Source organism: Campylobacter sp. VBCF_04 NA7 (assembly GCF_027737405.1).
Taxonomy (GTDB): Bacteria; Campylobacterota; Campylobacteria; order Campylobacterales; family Campylobacteraceae; genus Campylobacter_B.
The window spans coordinates 51,956-70,786 of sequence record NZ_JAOVTT010000009.1; the positions used below are offsets into that span (position 1 = coordinate 51,956).

General features: G+C 42.1%; 17 protein-coding genes. 15 read left to right on the forward strand and 2 right to left on the reverse strand.

The window, feature by feature from the left end; genetic code table 11:
* Window positions 1-6: 6 nt before the first annotated feature.
* The 5 genes from OFO00_RS07545 to tgt are packed head-to-tail and all read left to right on the forward strand — an operon-like array spanning window position 7 to window position 4,268.
* Window positions 7-306, forward strand: a complete 300-nt coding sequence (locus OFO00_RS07545) for a Cys/Met metabolism pyridoxal-phosphate-dependent enzyme (RefSeq protein WP_270859170.1) — start codon at window positions 7-9, stop codon at window positions 304-306.
* Window positions 303-671: a YtxH domain-containing protein gene (locus OFO00_RS07550; protein ID WP_270865525.1), complete on the forward strand. Its 369-nt coding sequence runs from the start codon at window positions 303-305 to the stop codon at window positions 669-671. The genes OFO00_RS07545 and OFO00_RS07550 overlap by 4 nt, the downstream gene beginning before the upstream one ends.
* Window positions 661-2,835 carry a heavy metal translocating P-type ATPase gene (locus OFO00_RS07555; protein ID WP_270865526.1) on the forward strand — a complete coding sequence of 725 codons (2,175 nt, stop codon included), beginning with the start codon at window positions 661-663 and terminating at the stop codon, window positions 2,833-2,835. Before OFO00_RS07550 ends, OFO00_RS07555 begins: the two co-directional genes overlap by 11 nt.
* A complete protein-coding gene (locus tag OFO00_RS07560; protein WP_270865527.1) occupies window positions 2,825-3,121 on the forward strand; it encodes a hypothetical protein in 297 nt (98 codons plus the stop codon). The genes OFO00_RS07555 and OFO00_RS07560 overlap by 11 nt, the downstream gene beginning before the upstream one ends.
* Window positions 3,111-4,268: a tRNA guanosine(34) transglycosylase Tgt gene (gene tgt, locus OFO00_RS07565; protein WP_270865528.1), complete on the forward strand. Its 1,158-nt coding sequence runs from the start codon at window positions 3,111-3,113 to the stop codon at window positions 4,266-4,268. Before OFO00_RS07560 ends, tgt begins: the two co-directional genes overlap by 11 nt.
* Before the next feature lie 5 nt (window positions 4,269-4,273).
* On the opposite strand, the gene OFO00_RS07570 is transcribed toward tgt, so the two are convergent.
* Window positions 4,274-5,170: a hypothetical protein gene (locus OFO00_RS07570; RefSeq protein WP_270865529.1), complete on the reverse strand. Its 897-nt coding sequence runs from the start codon at window positions 5,168-5,170 to the stop codon at window positions 4,274-4,276.
* A gap of 65 nt (window positions 5,171-5,235) precedes the next feature.
* Window positions 5,236-7,059: a glutamine--fructose-6-phosphate transaminase (isomerizing) gene (gene glmS, locus OFO00_RS07575; protein ID WP_270865530.1), complete on the reverse strand. Its 1,824-nt coding sequence runs from the start codon at window positions 7,057-7,059 to the stop codon at window positions 5,236-5,238.
* A 134-nt stretch (window positions 7,060-7,193) separates the two neighbouring features.
* Here glmS and mqnE point away from each other — a divergent pair, with 134 nt between their 5' ends.
* From mqnE to OFO00_RS07625, 10 genes are all read left to right on the forward strand, one after another.
* Window positions 7,194-8,279: an aminofutalosine synthase MqnE gene (mqnE, locus tag OFO00_RS07580; RefSeq protein WP_270865531.1), complete on the forward strand. Its 1,086-nt coding sequence runs from the start codon at window positions 7,194-7,196 to the stop codon at window positions 8,277-8,279.
* A 29-nt stretch (window positions 8,280-8,308) separates the two neighbouring features.
* Window positions 8,309-9,604, forward strand: a complete 1,296-nt coding sequence (locus tag OFO00_RS07585) for an NCS2 family permease (RefSeq protein WP_270865532.1) — start codon at window positions 8,309-8,311, stop codon at window positions 9,602-9,604.
* Window positions 9,605-9,616: 12 nt separating this feature from the next.
* Window positions 9,617-10,066, forward strand: coding sequence for a phosphoribosyltransferase (locus tag OFO00_RS07590; RefSeq protein WP_270859160.1), 450 nt, complete (start codon window positions 9,617-9,619; stop codon window positions 10,064-10,066).
* A 23-nt stretch (window positions 10,067-10,089) separates the two neighbouring features.
* Complete coding sequence (locus tag OFO00_RS07595; RefSeq protein WP_270865533.1) at window positions 10,090-11,244, forward strand: MFS transporter; 1,155 nt, start codon at window positions 10,090-10,092, stop codon at window positions 11,242-11,244.
* Window positions 11,222-12,430 carry a hypothetical protein gene (locus tag OFO00_RS07600; RefSeq protein ID WP_270865534.1) on the forward strand — a complete coding sequence of 403 codons (1,209 nt, stop codon included), beginning with the start codon at window positions 11,222-11,224 and terminating at the stop codon, window positions 12,428-12,430. Before OFO00_RS07595 ends, OFO00_RS07600 begins: the two co-directional genes overlap by 23 nt.
* 25 nt (window positions 12,431-12,455) lie before the next feature.
* Window positions 12,456-13,118, forward strand: a complete 663-nt coding sequence (locus OFO00_RS07605; RefSeq protein WP_270865535.1) for a type II secretion system protein — start codon at window positions 12,456-12,458, stop codon at window positions 13,116-13,118.
* A 24-nt stretch (window positions 13,119-13,142) separates the two neighbouring features.
* Window positions 13,143-15,038 (forward strand): methionine--tRNA ligase, encoded by a 1,896-nt coding sequence (gene metG / locus OFO00_RS07610; RefSeq protein ID WP_270865536.1) that lies wholly within the window; start codon window positions 13,143-13,145, stop codon window positions 15,036-15,038.
* 81 nt (window positions 15,039-15,119) lie between these two features.
* Window positions 15,120-16,109, forward strand: coding sequence for a hypothetical protein (locus OFO00_RS07615; RefSeq protein WP_270865537.1), 990 nt, complete (start codon window positions 15,120-15,122; stop codon window positions 16,107-16,109).
* A 15-nt stretch (window positions 16,110-16,124) separates the two neighbouring features.
* Entirely contained in the window at window positions 16,125-17,969 is a 1,845-nt protein-coding gene (locus OFO00_RS07620) for a menaquinone biosynthesis decarboxylase (RefSeq protein ID WP_270865538.1), read from the forward strand.
* A gap of 15 nt (window positions 17,970-17,984) precedes the next feature.
* On the forward strand, window positions 17,985-18,659 hold the full coding sequence (locus OFO00_RS07625) for a methionine ABC transporter permease (RefSeq protein ID WP_270859153.1): 675 nt from the start codon (window positions 17,985-17,987) through the stop codon (window positions 18,657-18,659).
* The last annotated feature ends 172 nt before the right edge of the window (window positions 18,660-18,831 follow it).

An 18,831-nucleotide genomic window follows, 5' to 3' on the forward strand; every position in this document is an offset into this window, starting at 1 on the left:
TAGGGTATGAATACCAAACTAACTCTATCTCGCTCGCCAATCGATAATGCCCTAAGCGGCGCGCTAGCTGGGGCAATCGCTGGGGCTGCGAGCGAGATTGCAAATGTCAAAAAAGGCAAAAACAAAAAGCAGGCCATGCGCGACGGGCTAAATTCGGCGCTTCGTGGAGGCATCATTGCAGGCGGGGCGATTTATAGCGCGAATAAACTAGTCCAGGGCGAGTATTTAGGGGCGCTTGTGGGCGCAGTTTTGGCGACATGCGCGCTAGAAATGAGCGAAAATTTAATCACAAAGGAAGCAAAATGAGCAAAAAAAAGATTTCTAAAAAAGAGTTAAAACAAATTTTAAAATATTGCGAAAACAGCGCAAATGGCGAGCTTGGCGAGCTATCAAAATGGATAAATAGCGCACTTGGTGGCAAAAAATCCAAAAGCCTTTCAAATTTTGCTGGGCTAAATCAATTAGGCAAAAGCAAATTTTTTAAGAAAAATTCATTTCTAAATGGCGCAATTTTGGGCGCTGCGGTTGTGTATTTTTTCACTAACGAAAATGCGCAAACAAACCTTTTTAAATTTATCGCAAAGGGCTCGGAGCTCTTTGAAATGGGGATTGAGGAGATGAAGGAGCGTTTTTTGGACGCAAAAGCGCAAATGAGCGAAAATGAAATTTGAGATAAAACACGAGTGTGCGGGGCGAATCAGGCTTAAAATTTGCGCTTTTAAAAATTTAAATGAGGGCGAATTTTTAAAAGAAATTTCAAAATTTGGCGGTGTTAAAGAGTGTAGATTTAACGCTAAAATCGGCGCTTTGATTATAAATTATGACAAAAATTTTGCTAGGTTAGCTTTCAAAAATACTGCCCGCAAAGGCAAGGGCGAGAGTGAGGGCTCCCGCAATAGCGCAAATTCCCGCAAGAGCACAAATACTAGCACTCGCGACGAGTTGATAAAGCACCTAGCGAATTTAGACTTAGCCAAATTTAAGCGCGCCAAAAAGCGCGAACGCTCACATGCCCCTAGCAAAAACGCTTTGATTGTCTCAGCCGCTGCGCTTGGGGCGAATTTTTTCTTTCGAAATTCAGCATTTGTGCGACTTTTTAGCTTGATTGCTTGTTTGCCGCTACTTAAAGAGGGGGCAAAAGAGAGCCTAGCGCATGGACTAACTTCTAAAACGCTTGAAGCTTTGGCTGTGGGGATCTCCTTTGGCAGGGCCGATACTTTCGCGGCAAATAGCACAAATACAATGCTAGCCCTTGGCGAGTATATGGAAGAAAGCACCGTTTATAAAAGCGATGATTTGATAAAAGAGCTAGCCAAACCTGATATTAGCGAGGCGTGGGTTGAGGTAGAGCAAAACGGCGAAAAAATCGAGATGAAAATCCCAGCCAAAGAGCTTAAAACAGGCGATATCGTCGTGGTAAGATCTGGCGATATTATCGGTGTAGATGGCCATATTTTAAGCGGAGAGGCGCTGATTAATCAATCCTCCATGACAGGCGAAGCCTTGCCAGCGCGCAAAAGTAGGGGAGATATGGTGCTTAGTGGGACGATAGTCGCTGAGGGGGCGATTAGGATTTATGCCCAAAGTGTGGGCGATGAAACATCTGCGCACAGTATCAAAAAATACATCGCAAACGCACTCAAAGAGCGTTCGCAAATCGGCGCGCGTGCGATGAGGCTGGGCGATAAGCTGGTGCCTATTACCTTTGGGCTAGCTGGGGTTTCGTATCTGATAAATCGAAATTTCACTAGCGTTGCCTCTGTTTTGCAGGCTGATTATTCCTGTGCGCTCAAACTCCCAACGCCAGTTGCCTTTAAATCGAGCATTTCAAAGGCTGGCAAGGCTGGAATTCTCATAAAAGGGGCGAAAGCCTTAGAAAGCCTTGGAGCTAGCGATACTTTTGTCTTCGATAAAACAGGCACGCTCACACACGGGAATTTAGAGGTCGTAAAAATCATATCCTTTGATAAAAATTTCAGCGATAAAGACATTTTAAATTTGACGGCGAGCGCCGAGGAGCACTATTTCCACCCAGTCGCCCAGGCTATCGTTGAAGCAGCCAAAAAGCGCGGATTTATCCATGTCAGCCACGATGAGGTCGAATTTGTCGTAGCGCACGGGGTGAAGACAAACATAGAGGGCAAAATTTTAATCATTGGCTCGAAGCATTTTTTACAAGATGATGAGATGATAGATTTTTCGCCGTTTAAAAAACGGATTGAAAATTTAGAAAATCGCGGCCTCTCGCTACTTTTTATAGCATTTGACGGCAAGCTTTTGGGCGTGATTGGACTGCGTGATAGGCTTCGCGATAATGCTAAATTTGTGATTTCCCAGCTTCGCAAAATAGGGGTCAAACAAATCATAATGCTAAGTGGCGATGTGAAGCAAAAAGCCGATGAAGTGGCGCGCGAGTTGGGGCTTGACGCGGCGTATGGGGAGCTTTTGCCGACGCAAAAAACCGAGATTATCAAAGATTTGCAATCGCGCGGGCATAAGGTTACATTTATAGGCGACGGCATAAACGATGCTCCTAGCCTAATGGCGGCAGATGTGGGGATAGGTATGCCTAGCTCTGCGCATATTGCAAAGGCGAGCGCGCAAATTTTGCTTTTGAAAAACGATATCGAGGGCGTGGCGAAAATCAAAGCCGCAGCAGATGATACGCTAAGGCTGATTAGGCGGAATTTTAACGCCACCGTTGGGGTAAATTCGGCGATTTTGCTTTTGGCTACGCTTGGGATTTTAAACCCGATATCCACGGCGATTTTGCATAATGGCACGACGATTGCTCTGCTTTTAAATTCGATAAAAGGGGCTAAATTTGAAAAATAAGGATAAAATTTTGGATTTGCAATTTCAGCGAAAATTAGCCAAAAATAGCCTTGCAGTGAGTATGGGAATCTGCGCGTTTAGCGGGTTTAAAAAGGGCAAAGCATGGCGCAAAATCCATAAAATAAGCGGAATTAGTATGCTTGGATTTGCGATTTGGCACGCAAGTCTGTATGGCACGAGATACAGCGAGTATTTAAGCGGACGCAAAAATTTCAAAAACTCTAAAAAAGGCAAAAACTTTGGTAAAATAGCGCAAAATTTACCAAAGGAAAGTAATGAAATTTAAAATAGACGCAAAAGACGGCGCAGCGCGCGCCTGCACCCTAGAAATGGCGCACGGCGTGGTGCAAACGCCGATTTTTATGCCTGTTGGCACGGTTGGTGCTATCAAAGGCCTAGACGCGCACGATGCGAGCGAAATACTAGGCGCAAAGATAATTTTAGCAAACACTTACCACATGTATCTGCGCCCAGGAGCTAGCGTGGTAGAGGAGTTTGGCGGACTTCATGGATTTAGCAAATTTGGGGGAAATTTCCTAACAGATAGCGGTGGATTTCAGGCATTTTCACTGCGGGCAAACACCAAAAACGACGAAAACGGCATAAAATTTAAAAGCCATATTGATGGAAGCACGCATTATTTCACGCCTCGCTCTGTGATAGAGACGCAATACGCGCTAAATTCGGACATTATGATGATTTTAGATGATTTGGTCGATTTGCCACGCAATCCAAACGAGCTTGAAAGCGAGGCTAAAATCAGACTTAAAAAGCGCATTGATTTGAGCGTGAAACGCACGATAAAATGGGCAAAGGAAGCGGTGGAATTTCACAGCGAAAATAAGGCGCGCGGATCTCACACTCACCAAAATATCTTTGGTATTATCCAAGGCGGCACGGATTATGAGGCGCGAAAAGAGTGTGCGCTCGCACTTTGTGAAATGAGCTTTGACGGGCTTGCAATCGGCGGATTGAGCGTAGGCGAGACAAACGAGCTAATGTATGATACGGTCGAGGGGGTCATGCCTTTCATCGATGAGGCTCGCCCAAGGTATCTAATGGGCGTGGGCACGCCAGAGGATTTGGTCGAAAATGTCGCGCGTGGCGTGGATATGTTTGATTGCGTAATGCCTACGCGAAATGCGCGCAATGGCACGATATTTACAAGCAGGGGCAAATTTAGCATTAAAAATGCCTGTTTCGTCCATGACCATGGACCACTTGATGATGAGTGCGATTGCTACACTTGCAAAAACTTTTCGCGCGGGTATTTAAACCACCTATTTCGTGCGCACGAGCTGACATTTTACCGCCTAGCAAGTATCCATAATCTGCATTATTATCTAAATTTAGTAAAACAAATGCGAGAGGCGATAATGCGGGGCGAATTTGCTAAATTTAGGCTAAATTTTTACGCCAAAAGGGCCAAATAAAACGCCTAAACAAGGCGTTTTATCAGCAAAAATGAAAGTATATAAAGTGGCGCGATAACCGCACATATTGCGACATGTTGCCACCAAATCAAATCAGGGTTAATAAAGCCAAAAAATCTGTTTAGCACATTTGCGCTAAATATAGCTACGAAATCCACAATCAGGGCTAAAATGAAGAGTTTGACCCCTGTTTTTTTGCTAAGATAAAAAAATGCCTTGGCTTTGTAAAAATATCCGCAAAACCCTAGCACGCCTAGCGCGCACAGCACGCCAAGGCCGTATTTTTGCAGCCCAAAGAAATTTTCCATTTCTGCAAGTGCGACAATCAAAGTTAGGATAAAAAATAGATTAAATGAGTTGATTTGGCGTTTGGCGTATAGATCGTGCGTGGCGACTGCAAGGCCGTTAAACACCAAATTTAGCGGTATTAAATACGCAAGTAACCAGATAAAAACTATGGCTAAATCTACGCAAATCCCAACCGAAGCTGAGCTTATAAAGCCCAAATTTGCGCTATTAGCGAGCAAAAATGAGATTATTTCGCCTTTGAAAAACATTAATCCCCCAGCGAAAATCAGTGGCAAAATGCACGAGAGAATTCCGTGTTTGCGTATGAAATTTGAATAAATTTTGCTCTCTAAATTTTCGTTTTGTTTAGGCTCGATTTCGACGAATTCGAAATTTACCTCTTTTTTGAGAAACGAAGTCTCGTCCTGTGGCTCTGGGCTTACGCCGTCTTTTATGTATTTGATAAAAACTGCTTTATCTTTTTCGGCGATGAAGCTTACAAAATCGCCGATTTTTAAATTTTCGTCGTGGAAATCAAAGGTAGAGTAGCTGTATCTTTTGCCATCGTCGCCCAAGATTACAGATTTGTTTAGAATTTGTCCTGCAAGTTTCATAAAAACCCCGTGAAAGTGAAATTTCACGGAATTTTATAAATTTAAAGTAAATAAATATTTAAAATTTATTCTACGGTTACACTTTTTGCCAAATTTCGTGGCATATCCACATCGTTGCCAAGGCGCACAGAGATTTCAAGCGCTAAAAGTTGCAAGATTATCATCATTTCGAAAAATTCAGCCATTGAGCTGGTTTGGTCGCTGGTTTTGATAAAATCGTCTGCTAGGTCAAATTCCTTTGGACTAATCGCCAAAATATACGAATCCCTAGCGGCAAGTTCTTCGACATTGCTTTTGGTTTTCTCATACAGCAGGGATTGTGGCATTAGCGCGATTGTGAAAAGGTGCTCGTCAGCCAGCGCAATCGGACCGTGTTTCATCTCGCCACTTGGGTATCCTTCGGCGTGAAGATATGAAATTTCTTTTAGTTTGAGCGCGCCCTCTAATGCTAGTGGATAAAAAATATCCCGTCCGATAAAGAAAAATCCATGTCCGTGCAAATAGTGCTTGCTGAGGCGGTAAATTCGCTCTTGCAGGCGCGGATCAACTTTTAAAATTTGTGGAATTTTAAGCATTGTTGAAATTTGCTCGTTTTGCTCGTCTTCGCTGATAGTTTTACGCAACCTTGCAGCATAGACGCTTAGCATCCATAGCACCATGACCTGCGTAGCAAAGGCCTTTGTGCTTGCCACGCCCTTTTCGATACCGGCGCGAGTTAGGATTACACTGCCTGCTAAGCGCACGATTGAGCTGTTATCGACATTGCAGATTGCTAGGGTTTTCAATCCTGCTTCTTTGGCGATTTTTAGGGCTTCTAGGGTGTCGGCTGTCTCGCCACTTTGGCTAATTACGATAAAAAGCGCGTTTGGGTTTAAAAACGGCTCTTTATAGCGAAATTCGCTAGCAATTTCGATTTTGGTGCGAATTTTGGCTAGTCTTTCGAAAAGATACGCGCTAACTAGCGCAGCATGGTAGCTCGTGCCACACGCACAAATCATAATCTCATCTACACCCTTAAACAAATCAGGCGAAATTTCATCAAATTTAATATCCCCAGCCTTTATCACGCGCCCCATCATGGTCTCTGTGATGACTTGGGATTGTTCGTAAATCTCTTTTTCCATGAAAAATCTATAACCCTCTTTTTGCGCGTAACCCTTGTCTTTTGGAAGTTCGCCGTAGTTTGGAGAGATTTTTTTGCCGTTTTGATATACGCTGATTTCATCGCTATTAGCCACGCCATATACGCCGTCATCTAGGTAGGTAACCTTGCTAGCTAGTCCGATTAATGGCGCGTCTGATGAGCTAAACAAAACTTCACCACTCTCGCCAAATCCCACGATTAGTGGGGCTGCGTTTTTGGCGAAAAATATCTTCCCTGGTGCTGCTTTTGTGATCAAAAGTGTCGCATAAGCCCCATGCAAACGCGCAATCGTAGCCTCGTAAGCCTTAAATGCGTCGGCGTGAATTTTATAGTATTTTTCAAACAAATGCACGATGACCTCAGTGTCTGTTTGGCTCAAAAACACCACGCCCTCGCTACTAAGCTCATCTTTTAGCTCTTGGTAATTCTCGATAATTCCATTATGCACAACAAAGCTAAATTCGCCAAAATGCGGGTGAGCGTTTAGCTCGGTCGGCTTGCCGTGCGTCGCCCACCTAGTATGCCCGATCGACACGCCAAAACACTCGCTGCTAAAATCAGCCATTTTTTCATCTAAATTTTTTAGTTTTCCAACAGCCTTAAAATATGTAATATTCGCATTTTCCATGCCCTCCATGATAGCGATTCCAGCGCTATCATAGCCTCTGTATTCAAGCTCTCTTAGACCATTTAGGACGATATTTTTTTTCTCTTTATTTCCGATATATCCTACGATTCCGCACATTTTTAAATTTTATTCCTTTCAGCAAAATTCGCAAAATTATAGTAATTTTTCGTAAATCGTTAGAAAATTTTTAAAAAATTAGCTAGATTAAATTTTAAAACTATATAATTACGATTTAAATTTTAGGAAGTTTTATGGAAATATTAAAAAAATTAGAAAATAATGAAAGATTAAATTTCGATGAAGCGACCAAATTGTGGGACTTAGACCTTTTCGACCTAGCTAGATTTGCAAACGCAATCCGTGAGCAAAAAAACGGCAAAAAGGTGTTTTTCAACTCAAATCGTCATATAAATCCTTCAAATTTGTGCGCTGATACCTGTAAATTTTGCGCTTTTTCGGCTCATCGCAAAAACGAGAAGCAATCTTACACAATGAGCAAAGATGAAATTTTGGGCATTGTGGCTGATACTGTGGAGAGAGGCACCAAAGAGGTGCATATCGTAAGCTCGCATAATCCAAATTTAAAGCCCGAGTGGTTTTTTGATCTATTTAGCACTATAAAATCTAAATTTCCAAATTTGCATATCAAAGCAATGACCGCAGCCGAGGTGGATTTTTTCAAGCGAAAATGGAAAATGCCTTACGAAGAAACGCTAAAAAATATGATTGCTAGTGGCGTAGATAGCATGCCTGGTGGCGGTGCTGAGATATTTGATGAGGGCGTGAGGGAGCAGATTTGCAAAGGAAAGGTAAGCTCGGCAAACTGGCTTGAAATTCACAGAATTTGGCATAAAATGGGTCGCCAAAGCAACGCAACTATGCTTTTTGGCCATATTGAAAATTTCGCTCACCGCACAGATCACATTTTGCGAATTCGCGCTTTGCAAGATGAGGCCCTTAAAAACGGCAATGGAGGCGGATTTAACGCATTTATCCCGCTTGTGTATCAAAGAGAAAATAACTATTTGCAGACGCCTAATGCTATGGGTTCGGCTGAGGTTTTAAAAACAATCGCAATCGCTCGAATTTTGCTAGATAATGTTACGCATATCAAGGCGTATTGGGCGACTTCGACGCTAAATTTAGCCTTAGTGGCGCAAGAATTTGGTGCAGATGATATCGATGGCACGATAGAGAACGAAAGTATCCAAAGCAGCGCAGGCGCGCAGAGCAAAAAGGGTGTGAATAAAAAAGATTTTATCGATTTAATTCAAACTGCTGGATTAATCCCAGTCGAGCGCGATAGTTTGTATAACGAACTGCAAATTTACGCATAAAATTTGATAAATTTTTCGAAAGGACAGAAATGTTAAAGTTGTTTAAGTTAGAAGAGAACAAAACTTCTATCAAGCAAGAGTTGAATGCGGGAATTACCACATTTTTGGCTATGATTTATATCGTGCCTGTAAATGCTATCATTATGAGCCAAACAGGCATGCCATACGAGGCGCTAGTTACTGCAACCGCGCTAATTACGATATTAGCGACGCTTTTTAATGGCTTTTTTGCAAATACGCCTGTTGCACTTAGTGTGGGCATGGGCTTAAATGCGTATTTTACATTTGGGCTTTGTATGGGAGCGCAAATTCCATGGCAAACAGCCCTTGGAATCGTGTTTTTGAGTGGATTTTTATTTACTGTTCTTTCATTTACAAATTTCCGAATTTGGGTTATCAAATCAATTCCGCTTGATTTGCGTCGTGCGATAAGTGCTGGTATCGGCGCATTTATCTGCTTTATCGGGCTTAAACAAATGGGCATTATCGTAGCCGATCAAGCTACCCTTGTCGCTCTTGGCAATTTGCGCGATCCACTTGTTTTGCTTGGTCTTGGCGGACTTACTATCATGATTTTGCTTTTTGTTTTGCAGGTAAAAGCTTCGTTTATTTTGGCGATTTTGATTACCTCTGTGATTGCGTGGGTGTTTGGAATTTCGCCTAAACCAGAGGGTATCGTCTCACTTCCTGCTTCAATTTCGCCGATTTTTGGACAGCTTGATATCATGGGCGCGCTAAAACTCGCGTTTTTGCCATTTATCATCACATTTTTTGTAACTCACCTTTTCGATAGTATCGGCACGTTAACTGGTGTCGGAAATAGGGCGAAAATTTTTAGCGACGAAGATCCAGAGGGTATGAAAAAATTAGCGCGAAATTTAACTGCTGACGCTGTTGGCTCAGTAGGTGGCGCGATAGTGGGCACTAGCACGGTTACGGCATTTGCAGAAAGCGCAAGTGGTGTCGAGGCTGGCGGTCGCACTGGTCTAACTGCTGTATTTGCGGCGGTTTGCTTTATTTTGACGCTATTTATGCTTCCGCTTTTTAAAGCGATTCCAAGCAACGCAATTTATCCGGTGCTAGTAATGGTTGGAATTTTGATGTTTAGTGAGCTTGGTAAGCTTGATTACAGCGATATTGGAATTTTAATTCCGGCATTTTTTATCGTTATGCTTATGCCTTTTACATATTCGATTACAAATGGTCTAAGCTTTGGATTTATCAGCTATTTGCTTGTGCGCTTGGTGCAAAGAAGGTTTAGCGATATAAATTTGGGCGTTTTGGTGCTAGCTGGAATTAGCGCGCTGGTATTTATTTTGCATTAATAAGGAGAAAACATGAAATTTTACAGCTTTGAAGAACTTGATAAAGATAGTAGAATCATCGCCAAACAAGTGCGCGATAGCTTCGCGCCTGACGCGATTGTAGCGATTGCGCGTGGCGGGCTGACATTTGGTCATGCGCTAGCAAATGCACTTGATATGAGGACGATTTTTTCGATCAACTCAATCCACTACGCAGATACGCAAAAGCTCGATACAATCGATGTTTTCAATATCCCTGATTTGGAACTTTATAAAAGAATTTTGCTAGTCGATGATATCATCGATAGTGGCGATAGTATGGTCGAAATCAAGCGTGTTTTAGAGGAAAAATACCCTAATGCTGAGATTAAAACAGCGGTGATTTTTTACAAAAGCAAGGCACTAATCCAGCCTGATTTTAAAATCAAAGAGACCGATGAGTGGATTAACTTTTTCTGGGAAAATTACAAAATAGAAGAGTAAATTTTAAAATTTAGAAGTGGGCTGTGAAGAATTTTAACTTTTTAATTTTATATTTTTGTGCAATACTTGCGATGTGCATTATGTATTCGCCACAGCCCCTGCAACCGCATTTCGAGCAAATTTTAGAAATTTCAAAATTTAAAGCCTCGCTTTTTACCACTGCGATTTTAGCCCCGCTTGCATTTGCTTCGATAATTTATGGCTATATTTTAGAAAAAGTTTCGATTAAAAATGTCCTAGTGGGGGTGTTTTTTGTATTTGGCGCGAGCGAAATTTGCTTTGCTTTTGCAGATAGTTATGAAATTTTGCTTACTATTCGCATAATCCAAGGCTTCATCGTCCCGGCAGCCCTGACTGGGATAATGAGCTACATCTCCCAAAGCGCAAACAAACAAAACCTAGCCAGCGCAATCGGTGCGTATGTGGGTATGACGATAGCTGGGGGATTTATCGGGCGATTTTTGAGCGGATTTTTTACCGATTTGTTTGGGTGGAGATTTTTCTTTTTTGTGCTTGGAGCGCTTGCATTTGGCGTGAGCGCACTACTTTATAAAATTTTGCCTGTGATTAAAATCAGCCTTGTAAAGCCTAAAATTCGCAACATAGCCCAAATTTTATCAATTCCGCGAAATATTTATATTTTTTGCGCGATTTTTGGCATGTGCTTTGTCTTTCAAGCTACGCTAAATGTTTTGCCATTTGAGCTAAAAAGGCTTCTTGGCGAATTTAACGGCTCGAAAATCGGCTTTATGTATTTTGGCTATATCGTGGGGGTTTTTATTTCCTTTAATGTCGCGCGAATTGCAAATTTTTGCAAGGGTCCGACAAATGCGATTATGATAGGGTTTTTGATATATTTCATCGCGCTTTTGCTTTTGCATGTGGAGAGTTTTGGCGTGATTTTTGGTTCGATGATAGTGTTTTATTTCGGCTCGTTTATGGCGCACTCGGTCGCCACTGCGCATGTCAATAAAAAGGCCACCGCTCACAAGGGCATTACAAACGGACTTTACATTAGCTTTTATTATTGTGGCGGGGCTTTGGGGAGTTTCGTGCCTGGATTTTTGTATGATAGCTTTGGCTGGGAAGCCTTTTTAAGCGCGCTTTGCGTGGTGGTTATGGCGTCGATATTTTTTATATGGAAACTAAAACGATATGAGCTTAGAAAAATTCATTAAAAACGAAATTTTAATCCTAGCGATTTTGTTTTGTGCTGACGCGCTTTTTTTGATTTACGCCATATCAAATTTAAGCATAAGCTACTACGAGGCTGAAATTTTTTATAACCAAAACAGCCTAACTTCGCTCATAGCAAATGTTTCGTGCAAAATTTTCGGACAAAATGATTACGCGCTAAGGGCGCCTTTTTTGATTTTGCATTTCATAAACTGCGCCTTGATTTATAAAATTTCAAAATTTACCCTAAAACGCAGATTTGATAGACTTGTCGCAACTGCGCTATTTATGGGACTTCCTGCCTCGATGAGTAGCGCGATTTTGCTAAATCCTGCTGGAATTATTATTTTTGCTACGCTTTTGGCATACTATTTTGCCAAAACCAAAAACTGGGGCGCACTTATCGCTGTTTTGGTGCTTAGCGCCTTTATTGATAGGGCGTTTTTTATGCTTTATATCGGTTTTGGAATTTGGGCTTTGAGATCTGGGAAGCGAGAAATTTTCGTGCTAAATTTGGCGCTTTTTGTATTTAGCATAGTCTTTTACGATATCGGCACGCAGGGCAAACCGCGCGGGTATTTCCTAGACGCTCTTGGCGTATTTGCAGGGGCATTTTCGCCTTTTGTTTTTTTGTTTTTTGTCTATGCGATTTATCGAATTTGGATTAAAGAAAACAAAGATTTGCTCTGGTATATTGCTACTAGCGCGTTTTGTTTGGCACTGATTTTTTCGCTTAGACAGCGTGTGGCTATGGAGATGATGCTACCATACTGCGTGATTGCGACGCCACTAATCGTGCGGGTCGTGTTTAATTCATACAGAGTAAGGCTCCCTAGATTTCGCTCTTTTCACAAATTTGCGCTTGGTGTGAGTTTGTTTAGCTTGGTTTTTAGCTATTTTTCTGTGATTTTTAGCGACGCGATGTATGTGGTGTTTTTCCAAAATCGCCCTAGCAAACATTTCATTTATAAATTTGATGTGGCAAAAAATTTAGCTAATGAGTTAAAAAAGCGCGGGGTTGCAAGCGCGCTTTGCGATGATGAGCAAATGCAACTACGGCTTAAATTTTATGGTATAAACAAAGGTTTTGACGCCATAATAGAGGAAAAAAATGAAAGAAATTTCGATCAAAGTATTGATATTTATAAACTAGGCGTTCAAATTGCGAAATTTTATGTTAAAATATAGCGAATTTTTATGAAAGGTAAAAATTATGAGAAAAGGTTTCACATTAATTGAACTTGTTTTTATTGTGGTTATAGTTGGGATACTTGCAGCGGTTGCAGTTCCCCAAACAGAGCGAAATGCCCTAGTCGAAGCGAGCGATCAGCTCGTATCACACATACGCTATACGCAACAATTAGCGATGTATGATAATAAATTTGACGCAAATGATCCTGATTGGTATAAAAAAGCATGGAGAATTCAGTTCCACAACCATAACACCGCTACTTCTGCGAGAGGATGGAGATATACTATCTACGAGGATACTGGTGCAAGTGGTAATCCAAATAGCATAAATGAAATCGCCAGAGATCCACAAAATCCAGCTAGACTTCTAACCTCTGGTTTTGCAAGCCAAGGTTTTAATAACAGAGGCGATTTGATGAATAATAAGCTAAATTTACAGGGCAAATACGGCATTACAAAAATCGCTTTTACTGGCGGTTGCGCTGGCGTGCAGACAATCTCGTTTGATCATATCGGACGCCCAATGGGTGCGGTGCAAGGCTCTACTACGCCGTATGATAGGGTGTTTGTCGAGGATTGTAATGTAACACTTACAAATGACGCTGGCGATAGCTCTGTCATCACCATACGCCCTGAAACTGGCTATGTTTCATATCAGCTAAGTGGCGCAGATATCAGCCAATAATATAAACTCAACCCAAGGAAAAAGATGAAAAAATACATACTAACGCCTATTTATTATGTCAATGATGTCCCGCATATCGGACATGCTTATACTACGATTATCTGCGATACTATGGCTAGATTTTACCGCTTGCAAGGGCATGAAGTTATCTTTAAAACTGGCACCGACGAACATGGTCAAAAAATCGAAGAAGCCGCTGCTAAACGGGGCAAAACACCGCAACAATACGCAGATGAAATCAGTGCGAAATTCAGAGAATTATGGGATAAATTCGAAATTTCTTACGATATGTATTCAAGAACGACAGATAAAAACCATGAAATAGGCGTGCAAAATGTATTTCGCAAAATGTATGAAAACGGCGATATTTACAAGGGCGAATACGAGGGGAATTACTGCGTTAGTTGCGAGAGTTTTTTCCCGTCAAATCAGCTAATAGACGGCGAATACTGCCCTGATTGTGGCAAAAAAACTAGAATTTTAAAAGAAGAAAGCTATTTTTTCAAACTCAGTGCTTATGGCGATAGGCTCTTAAAATGGTATGAGAGTGATAAGTGCATTTTGCCTTTGGGTAAGAAAAATGAGGTTATAAGCTTCGTAAAAAGTGGCTTAAAAGACCTTTCTATCACACGCACAGGCTTTGATTGGGGGATTAAAATTCCAAGCGAGTTAAAAGATGATAAACATGTGATTTATGTCTGGTTAGACGCGTTGATGGATTATCTCACTTCCATAGGTTATGGTGTAGATAACGCTAAAATGGACTTTTGGGGCGACACGCTTCATATAGTCGGCAAGGATATTTTGAGATTTCACGCTGTGTATTGGCCGGCGTTTTTGATGAGCCTAAATTTGCCTATGCCACGCACTATCGCAGCGCACGGCTGGTGGACTAGGGACGGACGCAAAATGAGCAAAAGCTTAGGCAATGTCGTAAATCCTGCCGAAGTAGCCGAGGCTTATGGTTTGGAGCAGTTTAGATATTTTTTGCTCCGTGAGGTGCCGTTTGGTCAAGACGGCGATTTTTCGCAAAAAGCTATCATTAGTCGCATAAATTCAGAACTTGCAAACGAACTTGGAAATTTATTAAACCGCATTATCGGTATGAGCGCGAAGTATTCGGCAAATATCATAAATTCCAAAGATGTCTTAAAATACTACACAGACGAGATAAACGAGGCAAATGCTTTGATAAGCTCGGCGATTGCTCAACTTGAAGAAGTCGCGACAAATCGCTATTTAGAGGAGCTTTGGAAGGCTCTTGCGCTGGCAAATGGCGCGATTGCAAAATACGAGCCGTGGAATTTGATAAAAAATGGCGAGAGCGAAAAGGCAAATGCGCTTGTGGCACTTGTAGCCAATATTTTGGCAAAAGTTGCTGTGCTTTTAAGCCCTGCAATGCCAAAAACTGCGGATAAAATCGCCTCTGCGCTTGGATTTAAAATTTCAACTGAAATTTACGAAAAACTCTGTCTTCGCGGCGAGTTATTGGATTATAGCGCGAGTGCGTGCGAGCCGCTGTTTGCGAAGGTAGAAAGCGAGCTTATGAGCAGACCAGAGGCGCTAGCTGAGCCTAAAAAAGATGAAGCTAGCCAGGCGCAGATCAAAATCGATGATTTTGCAAAATGCGTGATTAAAGTAGGCAAGGTCTTGGAGTGCGAAAATATCGAGGGTAGCGATAAATTGCTAAGATTTATGATTGATTTAGGCGAGGAAGCTCCGCGCCAAATCATCAGCGGTATCGCTAAATTTTATAGTCCAAAAGAACTAATTGGCAAACAAGTCTGCGTCCTAGCAAACCTAAAACCAGCCAAAATTTTCGGCCACATTAGCCAAGGCATGATTTTAAGCGCAGAAGACGGCAAACTCACGCTTCTTGGCACACATGGCGAAGTAAAAAACGGCGCGCGAGTAGGGTAGGTTTGTGCTGTTTATCTCCCAAATTTCGGCACAAATTTTGCTAAAATTTAGCGCGAATTTACGCATTTTGGCGATTAAACAATGACAAATTTAGCCAATCTAGTCCGCATTGTAAATGGAAAAATGCTAAACCGCCCGAGTGTTTCGGCGGTGGAGAGTTTTTCTATTTGTGCGCATAAAATTCACAAAAAAGCAGCCTTCATAGCGGTAAATGCGAGCGCAAAAGATGTCGAGACGGCTATTGCAAACGGCGCTTATGCTGTGATTTTTGATAGTGATTTTAAGGTTAGCAACGACGAGGTCGCCTTTATCAAGGTCGAAAATTTAAATGTCGCCTTGCTTAGAATGATTAAATTTTTAGGCGATATTTGGCGTCATCAATTCGTGCTAATTGATGAAATCCAAGCCTCGATTTTGCGCTTCATCAGCGTGCCAAAAAACCTGATTTTTGCCCCAAACACGCTTCACGAGCTTTTTATTCATCTAATCAGCCATGAGCAAAAGCACATTTATTTCACCAAAAATAGGGAATTTTTGCAGCTTTTGGAGATTGGCTATCAAAAAATCGAAAAAGATGAAAATTTAAGCGAAACTTACAGCGGGTCGATATTTTATTCGAGTTTTATTTATGATGAAATTTATTATTCAAATTTAGTTTTTCCGCAAATTTTCCTGCCTGATTTGTGTGGAATTTTGAAATTTTTGGGGCGCAAAAATATCGAATTTAGACTTCAAAATTTCAGCGCTCTAAGCCATTTTGAGCCGATTTTCGTGGATAAATTTTTAAATATCACCCCTTTTGGTGAGAGTTACCGCGCCTTTATCATCGAAAGTGATAAAGAGCTTTTTGTGCGCGCGGCGCAGTATTTGCGGGCTAAATTTAGGGATAAAATTTTAATTTGCGCGAGTTGGGACGATGAGTTTGGCGAAACCGCAATCGATTTTAGATTTTCAAAACTCGAAATGCTAAAAACAATCCCAGAGTTTCACTATGCCCTGATTTACGGCAACCGCGCTGATATAGTGAGTTTTTTGAGCCAAAAACCGCGCGAGAAAAATCTGTTTTTTTAAATTTAGGAGGCGTGAATGAAAAGTGTAGAAAATATAGAAAATCTCATTACAAGTAATCCTTGGATTCACAAACTTCACAAGGCTGGGCTTTTGCGCATTATCGCTGAGCCTTGCGATATAGATTTAGAAATCGCTCATATCAGCTATATCGAGGTGAAAAAGCCAAATTCGCAAGCTCTGCTTTTTTTAAATCCGACAAATTCATCTGGGGCGAAATTTGCGCCGGTGCTGACAAATGTTTTTGGGAGTTTCGAGGCGCTAAATTTGATTTTAGGCCGTGAAGTAGAGGAAATAGCAGGCGAAATCGAAGCGCTTTTAAAGCCAAAAAAACCAAAGAATTTTAAAGAAAAAATCGATTTTCTCTCGTATTTAGTATCGCTTCGCAAGGTTTTTACAAAAAGAAAAAAAGTGCAGGGCGAGTGTCAGGGGGTGGTGCATACTGGCGCGGATGTCGATTTGGGCGCGCTTCCTATCCTAAAAACTTGGAAAAACGACGGCGGAGCGTTTATCACTATGGGACAGGTTTATACGAAAGATTTAAACGGCGATACCCAAAATTTGGGCATGTATCGCTTGCAAGTCTATGATAAAAACCGCCTTGGCATGCACTGGCAAATCCACAAAGACGGCGCGCATTTATATCACGAATACGCGCGCGCTGGGCGCAAAATGCCAGTATCGGTGGCGATCGGTGGCGATCCGCTGTATATCTGGTGTGGTCAAGCGCCCCTGCCAAAGGGCGTTTTCGAGCTTTTGCTTTATGGTTTTATCCGCAAAGAGCCAGCCTGCCTAGTCAAGTCTATCACAAACGATATTTATGTCCCGCATGACGCGGATTTCGTGATAGAGGGCTTCGTGGAGCCTGGCGAGATGTGCGATGAGGGGCCATTTGGTGATCATACGGGCTTTTATACGCCGATTTTGCCGTTTCCGGTGATGAGAGTGGAGGCTATCACGCACAAGACAAATCCGATTTTTGCCGCCACGGTCGTGGGCAAACCGCCACTAGAAGATAAATTTATGGGATACGCCACGGAGCGCATTTTCTTGCCACTTTTTCGCACGAGCGCGCCTGATTTGATTGATTATCGTATGCCTGAAAATGGGGTTTTCCATAACCTAATTTTGGCTAAATTTCACTCTCGCTACCCAGCGCACGCTAAACAGCTTATGCACGCATTTTGGGGTGTGGGGCAGATGAGCTTCGTAAAACACGCGATTTTTGTGGGTGAAGATGCGCCAAATTTGGGCGATTACAGGGCGCTGGCAAAATTTATCCTTGATAGAATTTCGCCTAAATCGCTCACATTTAGCGAGGGTGTGTGCGACCAGCTAGATCACGCTAGCCCAAATGCGTGCTTTGGCGGTAAGCTTGGTATCGATGTTTCGCAGCCTAGCGCGAGTCCTGCGCCACAGGTGCTTAGCGATGAGGATTTGTTGGAGAGCTTTCATAATGTCAAAAAAGATGTAGTTTCCCTAGCGCAGCACTTTACCGAGTGCAAAAATCCCTTTGTGCTTGTGAATTTGAAAAAAACTTCAAGTGTGAGGGAGACCTTTGAACTGCTTTGCAAGGAAGCTGGGGCGAATTTTAAAATTTTGATTTTCACAGATGAGAAAAACGATCCAAACAACCTGTATATGAGCCTTTGGCGTGTGGTGAATAATATCGACGCTCTGCGCGATGTTTTTATAAATGGCGAGCATATCGGAATCGACGCTACTAGCAAGGGCGCGCAGGACGGGTATGATAGGCAGTGGCCGGGCGAGACGCTGTGTTCGCGCGAAGTGCTAGAAACTCTGGTAGCTAGGGGGCTTATCGAGCGCGATGAAGAGTTTTGGCATAAATTTGAGATAGTTTAAATTTGGAGTTTGGAAATGTTTGAGAGCATACAGGGATTTTTTAATTCACAGATTACTTCGCTTTTGTTAGAAGCGACGCGAGATACGCTGTATATGACCTTCGTATCGACATTTTTGGCGTTTTTGCTAGGTAGCGTGCTAGCTATCGTGCTGGTGCTCACGCGCGCTGGCGGGCTATACGAAAACCGTTCGCTATACGCTGTGCTTGATATCGTGGTGAATATCTTGCGAAGTTTTCCGTTTATTATCCTGCTAATCGTGCTGTTTCCATTTACGAAAATGCTCGTAGGCACGAGTATCGGCACCACGGCGGCGATTGTGCCTCTAACAATCGGCTCTGCGCCATTTATCGCGCGTCTAATCGAAAGTGCGCTAGTCGAGGTCGATCCTGGCGTAATCGAGGCTGCGAAGAGCTTTGGGGCGAGTAAGTCGCAGATAATCTTCCGCGTGATGTTCGTCGAGGCACTGCCTGCGATAATAAACGCTATTACGCTTACTTTGATTGTGATTATCGGATTTACGGCTATGGCTGGCACGGTCGGTGGCGGGGGACTTGGCGATGTGGCGATTAGGTATGGATTTCAGCGTTTTCGCCCAGACATTATGGCTTATACGGTCGTGATTTTGATAGTAGTCGTGCAGATTATCCAAAGTGTGGGAAATCTGCTATATAAAATCACGAAAAAATAGGGAAGTTGCGTTAAGTTTGCTTGTAGAATTTGAGTGAATTTGAATTTGTGAATTTGAAATTGTGAATTTGAAATTGTGAATTTGAAATTGTGAATTTGAAATTGTGAATTTGAAATTGTGAATTTGAAATTGTGAATTTGAAATTGTGAATTTGAAATTGTGAATTTGAAAT